Raw genomic sequence first — 12,306 nt, forward strand, 5'->3', positions numbered from 1 at the left:
CCTGTCAGCCGTCGCTCCGCTTGCGGTGGAGGACAAAGCTCTCCAGCGGCGTGATGGAGCCGTCCGGCTGGCCGACGTTGTAGTACGTGACGTGCATCCGCGTGGTGTCGCCGGGGCACGTGCCCGGGTCGACGGTGAAGGCCGCGAAGCCGTAGGCGTGCTCCGCGTCGCGGTAGGCCGACCACGGCGTGCCCTCGTCGACATAGACCGGCGGACGCTTGCCGTTGGGACCGGGCGCCGCGCCGACACCCGTGATCACCTTGGCCTTGCCGACCGGGAAGAGCTCGCCGTTGGTGGGCGCGGAGTTGCCGCCGCCGCCGAGGACCATGTGCACGGTGCCGAGCGAGGTGTCGATCGACTCGGTCGCGGTGGAGACCGGGTTCGGCGTCAGCGTCTCGCTGCCGGAGACGGTGCCGCGGACGGCCAGCGAGCGCTCGTAGTGGTGCTCGTGGCCGCAGAGGACCAGGTCGACGCCGTAGCGGTCGAAGAGCGGACCCCACTGCTGCCGCACGCCGAGGTCGGAGCCGTTGGCGTCGGCGGAGCTGATCATCACCTGGTGCATGCAGACCACGACCCAGTCGACGCCCGTGTCGGCGCGCGCCCTGCGCAGGTCGGCCTCCAGCCAGTCGCGCTGCGCGCCGCCGCTGTAGCCGTGCACGTAGTTGTCGCCCGCGTCCTGGTAGGCCACGTCGTCGTTCTGCAGCACGACCACGTGGACCGAGCCGGCCGTGAAGGAGTACCAGAGCCCGGCCGTCTCCGCGTCGCTCGAACCGTTTCCCGGCAGGGCGAAGCGGGTCTGGAAGGCGGAGAAGCCGATCGGCCCGTTGGCGTGCTCGTCCTCGTGATTGCCCGCGGCGGGCATCCAGGCGCGGAAGCGGGCGGAGCGGCTGTTGTTGGCGTGGAAGCCCTGCCAGGTGCGCAGCCGGTCGGCGCTGATGTTGGCGTAGCAGAGGTCGCCGTTGAGGAGGTGGAAGAGCGGGTCCACCTGCTCGATGCCGCCCACGATGTCGGCGGAGGCCGGCGAGCCGATGCCCGCGTCGACGACGGTGAAACCGCCGTTGCCGTTGGGCTGCCAGACGGTGTTCGGGACGGACTGGTCGCCGAAGCTGGTGAAGGTGAGCGGACGGCGACCGCGCGGCGCGGTGCGGAAGGTACCCGCGTCGGGTCGGCTGCCGGCATGCAGCGCGGCGTAGGTGTAGTACGTGTCGGGCCGCAGGCCGGTCAGCCGGGCGTGGTGCACGTACACGGTGCGGCTGCTGACGCCGTCGACGTAACTGACGGTCTCCGCGCCGACACTGCGGCCGAAGCCGCCCTCGACTGTGCCGTACGTCACGCGCGGCTCGCCGACCGGTGTCTCGGTGGTCCAACTGACCGTCATCTGCGTGGCCGGGTCCTCGCCGAAGGTCAGGTGCAGTCCCTCGACCGGAGGGGCGCCGAGCCGCTCCGGCGCGGTCAGCAGCAGCGGCGAACCGTTTCCGCCCGTCGTCGTGCCCGTCCTGCCCGATCCCGCCGCCGACGCGGGCGACGCGCCGACCAGACTCGCCCCGACAGCCAGCGCGCCACTCGCGCCGACCAGGCGCAGAGCGGTCCTTCGGTCAACGCTCGTTGACGAATCGTCACCTTGACTTGACGCCCTGTCGGCCGAGCGAGTGGTGGGCTTGGGCGCGTCGTTCACCTGGACTCCCAGAGCAGTGACTACAGGACGGAGGGCGCACGGAACGCCACCACGCTAGGGGGTGCCGGTGCCACGCAAGGGATCGGACAGGCAACGACCCGATGAACGGTGGATGACCCGGCGGACGCTCCGTCAGCTCCAGTTGACGGATGTCCGCCTCGAATTCGTGCTGCCACGCCGCGTCAGAAAGGTGATGTGAGTGGTGATACGTTGACGTCGGCCGCAACACTCAAGCGGTTTGCCCCAAGTGTCCATTTCGGCTGATTCGCCTGATATATTCCTGAGCGAGTTGAACGACGACACGGGCGGCCCTCGGGCGGTGCGGAAGGTCAAGGCCGGTGCCGGGCAACGGGGGTGAGCCACCCCTCCGCTGCTCGTGACGCCAACACGGCCTCGCGATCACCGCAGCGACCCATCGGCCGCCCGCTGTTGTCGCCCTGGCCGGACCGACCCACAAGGCCGAGGAGGGTGGACCGATGCGTCGCCGACGAGCGGCACCGCCCGCGCCCCTCCCGCAACGGGACGGCATCGACCCGGTACGGCTCCGCCTCCCCGATCCCGGTGTCTGGCCGACCGTCCGCGCCTACCTCGTGCACCGGCTGCCCGGCGTACCGCCGGAACACTTCGACGCGATGCTGGCCGCCGGGGAGATCTGGGACGAGCACGGCCCGCTGGCCCCGGACGCCCCCTACCGTCCGGGTGACCACGTCTGGTTCCACCGCGAGTTGGCGCCCGAGACGCCGGTGCCGTTCCCGCTGACGGTGCTCCATCGGGACGAGCGGATCCTGGTCGTCGACAAGCCGCACTTCCTGGCCACCACCCCGCGCGGACGGCACGTGACCGAGACCGCCCTGGCCCGGCTGCGCCGGGATCTGGACCTACCCGAGCTGAGCCCCGCGCACCGGCTGGACCGGCTGACCGCCGGACTGGCGCTCTTCGTGGTCCAGCCGCGCCGGCGCGGCGCGTACCAGACGATGTTCCGCGACCGCCGGGCCCACAAGGAGTACCGGGCCGTGGCGCCCTACCGGCCCGAACTGGCGCTGCCGGTCACCGTGCACAGCCACATCGTCAAGGAGCGCGGGATCATCGCCGCCCACGAGGTGCCGGGCGCGGAGCCGAACGCCGAGAGCCGGATCGAGCTCGCCGACCACCGCGACACGCCCGGACTCCCCGACGAAAGCCTGGGGTTGTACCGGCTGGTGCCCACCACAGGCCGGACGCACCAGCTGCGGCTGCACATGAGCAGCCTCGGCGTCCCGATCCTCGGCGACCCGGTCTACCCCGTCGTCCGGGACGAGCCCGCCCCGGACGACTTCTCCGAGCCGTTGCAACTGCTGGCCTCGGTGCTGGAGTTCACCGACCCGGTGACCGGCGAGCCGCTGCGCTTCACGACCAGCCGGACGCTCGCGAGGTGGCCGGACCCTGTGCCCCCGCCGTCCACCACCGACACGCCCAGATGGCCGTAGCGGCGGTGGTACGGGTCGATCACGCCATCGAACTCGCTGCCGCCGAAGACCTCACCCGCCGTAGAGCTCCTCGATCTCGCGCGCGTAGGCGGTCGTCACCGCATGGCGCTTGACCTTGAGGGACGGGGTCAGCAGGCCGTTCTCTTCGCTGAACTCCCCTGCCACCACGGTGAACCGGCGGATCGACTCGGCCCGCGACACCGCCTCGTTGGCGTAGTCGACCGCGCGCTGCACCTCGGCCAGCAGCTCCGGGTCCTGGCGTAGCTGCCCGAACGGCGTGTCCTTGGCGCGCTTGCGGACGGACAGCCAGTGCTCGACGGCCTCCTGATCCAGCGTCACCAGTGCGGCGATGTAGTGGCGGCCGTCGCCGACCACCATGCACTGACCGACGGGAGGACGGCTGCGCAGCCGGTCCTCCAGGACGCTCGGCGAGACGTTCTTGCCGCCGCTGGTGATCAGGATGTCCTTCTTCCGCCCGACGATGGAGAGGTAGCCCTCGTCGTCGAGCCGCCCCAGGTCGCCCGTGGCCAACCACGAGCCAGGCAGGGCGGCCTGGGTGGCCTCCAGGTTGTTCCAGTAGCCGGTGAAGACGCTTCCGCCGCGCAGCATCACCTCGCCGTCGGCCGCGATCCGGATCGTCGCGCCCGGCACCGGCCGTCCGACACTGCCGGGGCGGGGGTCCAGCGGCGGCATCACGGTGGTGGCGGCGCTGGTCTCGGTGAGGCCGTAGCCCTGGTAGACGAGGATCCCGCAGCCGAAGAAGAAGCTCGCCAGCCTCGGATCCAGCGCCGAGCCGCCACTGACCGCGTACCGGACCGATCCGCCCAGCGCCTTGCGCACCCGACGGTAGACCAGCAGGTCGTAGAGCCCGTGCGCGACGCGGAGCAGCAGGTCCGGCCCGTCGCCGGTGCCGAGCAGCCGCCGCATCTCCGCTTCCCCGTAGGCGACGGCGATCCGGTCCGCGCGGACGAACGACGTGCCACGGCCCATCCGTTCGGCCATGGCACGGGCGGTGCCGTGCACCTTCTCGAAGAAGTACGGGACGGCGACCAGGAACGTCGGCCCGAACCGCTCCAGCTCCGGCCGCAGTTCGTCCGGCTTGATGGAGGGGAACAGCCCGAGGGTGATCCGCCCGATCAGGCACGCCAGTTGCAGCATCCGCCCCAGCACGTGGGCCAGCGGCAGGAACAGCAGCGTCGTCGGGTCCTGGTGGGTCGCCTCGACGAAGACCGGCTGCAGCAGCTCGACCAGGTTGGCCGAGCCCGCATGGAGGTTGGCATGGGTGAGCACACAGCCCTTGGGGCGCCCGGTGGTTCCGGAGGTGTAGACGAGGGTGGCGACCGTGTCCGGGGTGAGCGCCGACCGTCGGGCCTCCACGTCGGCGTCCGGCACGTCCCGGCCGAGGTCGGCGAGGAAGCCGAGCAGGTCCTCGTCGACGGACGGGACCGGCATCCGGGTCGGGGTCGGGAGTCCGTCGAGCACGGGGGCGGCCAGCTTGGCCAGTTCGGGGCTCTCCAGCAGGAGCAGGACCGCGCCCGAGTCGCGCAGGATCCAGTCGACCTGGTCGGCCGAGCTCGTCGGGTAGACGGGGACGGTCTGGCAGCCCGCCGCCCAGACGGCGAAGTCCAGGACGGTCCACTCGTAGCGCGTCCGCGCCATCAGCGCGACCCGGTCGCCCAGCTCCACGCCCGCCGCGATCAGGCCCTTGGCGGTGGCCCGCACCGCGTCCGCGAACGCGGCGGCGCTGACCGGCTGCCAACTCCCGCCCACCAGGCGGCGCAGCGCGACGTACTGCGGCGCTGCGGCGGCGTTGTCGAACGGGATGTCCGCCAGGCTCCCTCGCGTGGGCTCCGGCACCAGCGGCGCGGCCCGCACCTCCCGGACGACGCCGTCCTCGCGGACGATCTCCACCTCGACCCGCTCCGCGAGTTCGGGCCGCGCGCGAGCGGCTCTGAGGTCCCGGAAGAAGGTGGTTCCCATACGCGGCTCCTGTGAGTGGGGGTGGTGCGGCGTGGGGCGGTCCAGACGTGGATGAGGCGCAACGGCTGCGGAAGCCGGGCAGGGGCAGGGGCAGGGGCAGGGGTTTGAGCTCGGCGGGGCGCCGGCCTACCGCGGCTGCGGCGCTTCGAGCAGCGCGGTGACGCCCTGACCGCCCGCCGCGCAGATGGAGATGAGGGCACGGCCGCCGCCACGCTCGTGCAGCAGCTTGGCGGCCGTGGCGACGATCCGGCCGCCGGTGGCGGCGAAGGGGTGGCCCGTCGCCAGCGAGGACCCGTTGACGTTCAGCCGGTCGCGGTCGACCGAGCCGAGCGGAGCATCAAGGCCCAGCCGGTCCTTGCAGAAGTCCGCGCTCTCCCACGCGGCCAGCGTGGCCAACACCTGAGAGGCGAAGGCCTCGTGGATCTCGTAGAGATCGAGCTCGCCCAGCGTCGTCCCGACCGCCGCCAGCAGCTCGGGCACCGCGAAGGCCGGTGCCATCAGCAACCCGTCCTCGCCGCCGACGAAGTCGACCGCAGCCGTGCGGGAGTGCGTGAGGTATGCCAGCACCGGCAGGCCGCGCTGCGCGGCCCACTCCTCGCTCGCCAGCAGCACCGTCGACGCCCCGTCCGTCAGCGGCGTGGAGTTGCCCGCCGTCATCGTCCCGCCCGCGCCGCCGAAGACCGGCTTGAGCCGGGACAGCTTCTCCGCCGTGCTTTCGGGTCGCAGGTTCTGATCCTTCGTCAATCCTCGGTAGGGGGTGAGCAGATCGTCGAAGAAGCCCTCCTCGTAGGCGCGGGCCAGGCGCTGGTGGCTGGTGGCCGCCAGGGCGTCCTGGTCCGCACGGCTGACGCCCCACTGGACGGCGGTCCGGGCCGCGTGCTCGCCCATGGAGAGACCGGTTCGCGGCTCCGCGTTGCGCGGGATGTCCGGCACGAGGTGGCGAGGACGCACACCGGCCAGGGCGCGCACGCGTCCGCCCAGGCTGCGCGCCCGGCGTGCGCCGAGCAGTGCGCGCCGGAGCTCGTCATTGACGCCCAGCGGCGCGTCACTCGCGGTGTCGACACCACCCGCGACGCCGCAGTCGACCTGACCCAGCGCGATCTTGTTGGCGAGCAGGATCACCGCCTCCAGGCCGGTGCCGCAGGCCTGCTGGAGGTCGTAGGCGGGGGTGCGCGGGTCAAGCGCGCTGCCGAGGACCACCTCGCGCGCAAGGTTGAAGTCACGGCTGTGCTTGAGCACCGCACCGGCCACGAACTCCCCCAGCCGGACGCCGGTCAGGCCGTGCCGGTCGACCAGCCCGGCCAGTGCCGCGCCCAGCATCTCCTGGTTTGACGCGGTCGCGTAGGGGCCGTCCGCGCGAGCGAACGGGATCCGGTTGCCGCCGACGATCGCCACGCGGCGCACGGCCGACGGCACGGCCGACCGATCGGCGGGCGACGCGGCAGGAGAGGCGGAGGATGGCACGTCGACGGCTCCTTGTGCGGCGGGCGAGCTAGTCCTTACTCTCTAGTAAACTTACTCAGCCGTAAGGAGAAATCAAGATGCCCGACCGCTACCTCTCGTGGACCGCGAGCGGCCCTGGCGGCTTCGTCGCGTCACGGCTGGGCCTGCCGCGACCCGAGCCGCTGATCCGGCGTCGGCCCGGGCGTCCCGACATCTCCGGGCCGGTGCTCGTCGGCGACGGCACCGGCGAGACCGGCACCGGCGAGAGTGACACCGGCACCGGCCGACTGGCCAAGCCGGTACGGGAGTTGCTGGACTCCTGGGGTGTCACCGTCCCGGATGCCGCCGACTCCCCCGCAGCCCTGGTCTTCGACGCCACGGGCATCACCAACAGCGCCCAACTCTCCGCGCTGCACGCCTTCTTCCGCTCCCGGATCCGCTCGCTCGCGCCCTGCGGGCGGGTCGTTGTCCTCGGTACTCCGCCCGAGCTGGCGGGCGACGCGCGCGAGGCCGCCGCGCAGCGTGCGCTGGAGGGGTTCGTCCGCTCGGTCGGCAAGGAGCTGCGGCGCGGTGCCACCGCCCACCTGCTGCTGGTCGCACCGGGCGCGGAGAACACCGTCGCCGGGACGCTGCGGTTCGTGCTCTCGGCCCGCTCCGCCTACGTCTCCGGGCAGGTGCTGCGGATCGCCCCGGTGGCCGGCGGGCAGGGGGACGAGGCGCTCGACTGGGGTGCGCCGCTGGCCGGTCTGGTGGCGCTGGTGACCGGCGCCGCACGCGGCATCGGCGCGACCGTCGCCGAGACGCTCGCGCAGGACGGCGCCACCGTCGTCTGCCTGGACGTGCCCGCGCAGTCCGCCGAGCTGCGAGCGGTGGCGGACCGGATCGGCGGGGCGACGCTGGAGCTGGACCTCACCGCCGTGGACGCGCCCGCGCGGGTCGCGGCCCACCTCCGCAAGCACCACGGCGGTGTGGACGTCGTCGTGCACAACGCGGGCATCACCCGCGACAAGACGCTCGGCCGGATGGAGGCGGCGCAGTGGGACGCGGTCGTCGCGGTCAACCTGACCGCGGTGGAGCGGCTGACGGAGGCGCTGCTGGAGAGCCCGTCGGCAGCGCAGTCCCCCGTACTGCGCGAGGACGGACGGATCGTCTGCACCTCCTCGATCAGCGGCATCGCGGGCAATGTCGGCCAGACCAACTACGCGGCCAGCAAGGCCGGTCTGATCGGACTGGTGCAGTCGCTCGCCGACGACCCCGGGCTTTCGAACCGTCGGATCACGATCAACGCGATCGCTCCGGGTTTTATCGAGACCCTGATGACCGCGGCCGTCCCGCTCTTCATCCGCGAGGCCGGACGCCGACTCAACAGCCTGAAGCAGGGCGGCCAACCGGTCGACGTGGCCGAGGCGGTGGCCTTCTTCGCGGCCCCGGCCAGCGCCGGCGTCAACGGTCAGGTGCTGCGCGTCTGCGGCCAGGCCCTGCTGGGAGCGTGATCGAATGATCACAACGGACTCGACAGACAGCGCGATCGACGTGATCGAACTGAGCGGAACTCCGTCGATCGCAAGCCTGTACGCCCGTGCCGTGCTGCCCAAGTCGCGCCGGGACGGCGCCTCCGTGCCCGAGCGCGCGGTACGGCTGCGCAACGTCGCGCCCGATCCGCAACGGCTGGACCGCTACCGCGAGCTGTGCGGGTTCGCGGCCGTGGACCGGCTGCCCGCGACCTATCCGCACCTGGTCGCGTTCCCGCTCTCGATGGCGCTGATGACGGCCAGGGACTTCCCGCTGCCGCTGCTGGGCCTGGTCCATCTGGCCAACCGGATCGAGCAGCTGCGACCGGTCGCCCCGGACACCCGCCTCGACCACCTCGTCCGGACCACCGCGCCGCGCCCGCACGCCAAGGGCCGCGTCTTCGACGTCGTCGCGGAGGCCACCACGGCCGACGCCGAGCGGGTCTGGCGCTCCGTCAGCACCTACCTGCACCGCGGACCTGGCGATGACGCCAAAGGCCCACGCCCGGTCGACGAGGAGCTGACCGGCGCGGAGCTGGACGCGTCGTGGACGCTGCCCGGCGACCTGGGCCGCGCCTACGGTGCGGTCTCCGGCGACCGCAACCCCATCCACCTGCACCCGCTGACCGCCCGCCTCTTCGGCTTCCGGCGCGCGATCGCACACGGCATGTGGACCAAGGCCCGCTGCCTGGCCGCTCTGGAGCCGCACCTGCCCGACGCGTTCACCGTCGGCGTGGACTTCCGCACGCCGGTGCTGCTCCCCGGCTCGGTGCGGTTCCGGGCGGCGCGCGTGGCGGAGCGGGACTGGTCCTTCCAGCTCACCGACCCGACGGCGGACCGCCGCCATCTGCTCGGCCGGGTCAGCGCCACATAGGGCCTATCCGCCCGTGCACCCGTCCGCCCGTCCGCCCGTCGCGCGGGCACCACCCACCCCACCCATCAGTCACAGGAGCCCGTCATGGCAGACACCACCGCAGCGCAGCTCGCCGAGCTGGACTTCGCCACCGTCTCCCCGCAGGAGTTCGCCCGGCTGGTCAACGGGCTCTCCGCCAAGGAGATCCGCGAGATCATGCGCGGCGAGCTGCGTCTCCAGGTCCTGCGCGAGGTCTTCGGGCGCATGGAGCGCCAGTTCCGCCCGGACAACGCCGGTCAGACCGTGGCGCTGATCCGCTGGAAGGTGGGCGAGGACGGCGAGAGCGTCTTCGAGACCGCCATCGACAAGGGCAGCTGCGCCGTGACCGAGGGCCGCAGCGAGGAGACCCCCAAGGTCACGCTGACCCTCGGTGACGCGGAGTTCCTCAGCCTGGTCTCGGGCAACGCCAGCCCGGTGACGATGTTCTTCTCGCGCAAGCTCAAGGTCACCGGGGACCTCAGCCTGGCCGCCCGGCTGACGCACTACTTCGACATCCCGAAGGCCTGACCCGGGGACGTCTACAGCTGTGGCCCGGAGCACGAGACCCCGGGCCACAGCAAAAGGCAGAACGCTCAGGGAGCGATCGGCAGCTGCCGCTTGTGCTCGGTCATGCCGTAGCGACGGACGATCGCCGCGAACGCGTCCTCGGCGACCGGCTTGCCTTCGAGGAAGTCGTCGATGTCGTCGTAGGTGACGCCGAGCGCGTCCTCGTCGGGCTTGCCCGGGTTCAGCGTCTCCAGGTCGGCGGTCGGGGTCTTGTGGACCAGCTCGGCGGGCGCGCCGAGCGCATCCGCGACGGCCCGGACGCGCCGCTTGGTGAGGCCGGTCAGCGGGACCACATCGGCCGCGCCGTCGCCGAACTTGGTGAAGAACCCCGAGACCGCCTCGGCGGCGTGGTCGGTGCCGACCACGAGCCCGTCGTGCGCGCCGGCCACGGCGTACTGGGCGACCATGCGCTGCCGGGCCTTGATGTTGCCCTGCACGAAGTCCTGGTGGTGCTCGTCGCGGAAGACCGCGTCACCGGCCAGGACGGCGTCCAGCGCGGCGTCGCTGGAGGGCTTCACGTCGACGGTCAGCACCTTGTCGGCGCGGATGAACTCCACCGCCAGCTGGGCGTCCTTCTCGTCGGCCTGGACGCCGTACGGCAGGCGCATGGCGTAGAAGGTAGCGTTGCCCCCGGCCTCGCGGACCCGCTCCACAGCGAGCTGGCAGAGCCGACCGGCGGTGGTCGAGTCCACGCCGCCGCTGATGCCGAGCACCAGCGCGCGCAGCCCGGTGGACGTGAGCCGCTCCGCGAGGAAGGCCACCCGGCGCTCGATCTCCTGCCCGGCGTCGAAGGTCGGGCTCACCTGGAGATCCCGGGCGATCTCCTGCTGCACCTGCTGCTGGGACGCGGACGCCAGGTCGGACACGCTTGCTCCTCGGTCGTAAGGCTTGCCTGCACTCTAGAGGAAGGCTACGACCCCCGACCCGGTGGCGTTCTCCGGGAGTGCCTCGACGGTGACGACTTCGCGGCGCCGCCTGTGGTCACTCCCTCCGGCCCTTGCGGGCGCGGAGTGCGCGCAGCTCGGTCTTGAGCACCTTGCCCGCCGCCGAGACGGGCAGCGCGGGCAGGAAGTACAGCTCCCTGATCCGCTGGTAGGGCGCGACACGGTCGGCCACGAACGCCGTCAGCCCCTCCGCCGACACCTCGGCGCCCGGACGCAGCACCACGTACGCGGCCGGGACCTCGCCCGCGTCCGGGTGCGGTGCGCCGATGACGGCGACCTGCGCGACCGCCGGATGCGCGGCCAGCACCTCCTCCAGCTGCGTCGGATAGACGTTGTAGCCCTTGTAGATCAGCATGTCCTTTGCTCGCCCGGAGAGGAACAGCTGACCGTCCTCGTCCAGCCGCCCGACGTCACCGGTGTTGAGCCAGCCGTCCACCCACTGCTCGGCGGTGAGCTCGGGGCGGTTCAGGTATCCGTCGACGATCTGCGGGCCGCGGGCGAAGACCACGCCGGTCTCGCCCACGGGCAGCGCCTTGGCCGGGTCGGCGGGCGAGCGGATCTCCAACTCGGTGTCGAAGAGCGGAACGCCCACGCTGCCGGGCTCGTTGGGGTGGTCGCGGTCAGGCGTGACCATGGTCAGCGCCATGGTCGCCTCCGTCATCCCGTAGCCCTCGGCGACGGCCGCGTTGGGGAACGCCGCGGCGAGGCGCGCGATGGTCGGCGAATCGAGCGGCGCGGCACCGGAGTTGACCAGGCGCACCGCCCGCAGGTCGTAGGACCCCGCGTCGATGGCGGCGAGCAGTGCGTGATGCAGGGCGGGCGAGCCGGTCAGCCCGGTCGCGCCGTTGCGCACCATGGCCGCGAGGAACGCGTGCGGCTCGAACCGGCCGTGGGCGACGACCGTCGTTCCGCCCAACACCGCGATACTGGCGCTGATCAGGCCCATGGCGTGGAAGACCGGGACCACGTTGACCCCGAGCTCCGCACCGATCTGCGCGGTCCACGGCGTTGCCGCGCCCGCGACCTGACGGAGCGTCACCATCCCGTCGGCGTCGTACTCGGGCAGCACGGCGGCACGAGCGCAGAGCGACTGCAGGACGTTGGCCCAGACATGGCGGTCGCGGACCCGAACCGCCTTGGAGCGGCCGGTGGTTCCGCCGGTGAAGGAGAGGTGGGCGAGGTCGTCCGGCGTTCGTACCGTGGCGGGAGCCGGCTCGGCGGCGAGCAGTTCGGCCAGTGGGACCACCCCGGCGGCCCCCGTGGACGCGGGGCTCGCGGTCGGCGGACCCGGCTTGGGCGGCGGCGCGGGCGCGGTCGCCGTCGGCGGCACCAGCACGATCAGCGGCGGCTCGAACTCCTCCACCGCCTGCGCCACGGCGGTCAGGTACGCGGGGTGGGTGACCAGGGCGGCGGCGTCGACCTCACGCAGCGCGGCGGCCAGCGCCTCCGGCGGCTGGGTGGGGTTGATCGGTGACACCGTCGCCCCGGCGAGCAGCGAGCCGTGGTAACTGACGGAGAACCAGAGGTTGTTGGGCTGCACCAGCGCGACCACACCGCCTCGGCCGATTCCGCGCTCCCGCAGCCCCTGCGCGAAGCGCAGCGCCTTGTCGAGCAACTCGGTGAAGCTCAGCCGTAGTTCGCCGTCGACCAGCGCGGTGCGCGAACCGTGGGCACGGGCCGCCGAGGGGAGCAGGGTGTGCAGCCCGGTGGTCGGATAGTCGAGCGTGCGGGGCATACCGACCGGCCAGAGGTCGCGGGTCATCCGACAACTCCCTTCGAGCGGGGGCGGAGCGCGCTCGTCAAGCTAGGCCCGCTGCCAGGCCCTGTC

The 12,306-nt window shown here is 72.3% G+C and carries 9 protein-coding genes; 4 read left to right on the plus strand and 5 right to left on the minus strand.

Translation table 11 applies throughout. The features are described 5' to 3' along the window. Positions 1-4: 4 nt before the first annotated feature. Positions 5-1,675 carry a purple acid phosphatase family protein gene (locus ABH940_RS25140; RefSeq protein ID WP_370071366.1) on the minus strand — a complete coding sequence of 557 codons (1,671 nt, stop codon included), beginning with the start codon at positions 1,673-1,675 and terminating at the stop codon, positions 5-7. A gap of 476 nt (positions 1,676-2,151) precedes the next feature. Between ABH940_RS25140 and ABH940_RS25145 the strand changes: the two genes are divergently transcribed. Next, a complete protein-coding gene (locus ABH940_RS25145; RefSeq protein WP_370106216.1) occupies positions 2,152-3,141 on the plus strand; it encodes a pseudouridine synthase in 990 nt (329 codons plus the stop codon). Positions 3,142-3,192: 51 nt separating this feature from the next. On the opposite strand, the gene ABH940_RS25150 is transcribed toward ABH940_RS25145, so the two are convergent. Both ABH940_RS25150 and ABH940_RS25155 read right to left on the minus strand, forming a co-directional pair. Further along, positions 3,193-5,121, minus strand: a complete 1,929-nt coding sequence (locus ABH940_RS25150; RefSeq protein ID WP_370106217.1) for a long-chain fatty acid--CoA ligase — start codon at positions 5,119-5,121, stop codon at positions 3,193-3,195. A 126-nt stretch (positions 5,122-5,247) separates the two neighbouring features. Further along, positions 5,248-6,537, minus strand: a complete 1,290-nt coding sequence (locus tag ABH940_RS25155; RefSeq protein ID WP_370106251.1) for an acetyl-CoA C-acetyltransferase — start codon at positions 6,535-6,537, stop codon at positions 5,248-5,250. A gap of 125 nt (positions 6,538-6,662) precedes the next feature. Here ABH940_RS25155 and ABH940_RS25160 point away from each other — a divergent pair, with 125 nt between their 5' ends. From ABH940_RS25160 to ABH940_RS25170, 3 genes are all read left to right on the plus strand, one after another. Beyond that, the gene (locus ABH940_RS25160) at positions 6,663-8,057 is read left to right on the plus strand and encodes a 3-oxoacyl-ACP reductase (RefSeq protein WP_370106218.1); all 1,395 of its coding nucleotides are present in this window, start codon (positions 6,663-6,665) and stop codon (positions 8,055-8,057) included. 4 nt (positions 8,058-8,061) lie between these two features. Next, positions 8,062-8,949, plus strand: coding sequence for a MaoC family dehydratase (locus ABH940_RS25165; protein ID WP_370071362.1), 888 nt, complete (start codon positions 8,062-8,064; stop codon positions 8,947-8,949). An 84-nt stretch (positions 8,950-9,033) separates the two neighbouring features. Beyond that, a complete protein-coding gene (locus ABH940_RS25170; protein ID WP_370071361.1) occupies positions 9,034-9,495 on the plus strand; it encodes an SCP2 sterol-binding domain-containing protein in 462 nt (153 codons plus the stop codon). Positions 9,496-9,560: 65 nt separating this feature from the next. On the opposite strand, the gene nadE is transcribed toward ABH940_RS25170, so the two are convergent. Next, the gene (gene nadE / locus ABH940_RS25175; RefSeq protein ID WP_370071360.1) at positions 9,561-10,400 is read right to left on the minus strand and encodes an ammonia-dependent NAD(+) synthetase; all 840 of its coding nucleotides are present in this window, start codon (positions 10,398-10,400) and stop codon (positions 9,561-9,563) included. A gap of 115 nt (positions 10,401-10,515) precedes the next feature. Then, positions 10,516-12,240 carry a class I adenylate-forming enzyme family protein gene (locus ABH940_RS25180; RefSeq protein WP_370071358.1) on the minus strand — a complete coding sequence of 575 codons (1,725 nt, stop codon included), beginning with the start codon at positions 12,238-12,240 and terminating at the stop codon, positions 10,516-10,518. Positions 12,241-12,306: the final 66 nt, after the last annotated feature.

Origin of the sequence: Streptacidiphilus sp. BW17 (genome assembly GCF_041262485.1) — a bacterium.
Taxonomy (GTDB): domain Bacteria; phylum Actinomycetota; class Actinomycetes; order Streptomycetales; family Streptomycetaceae; genus Streptacidiphilus.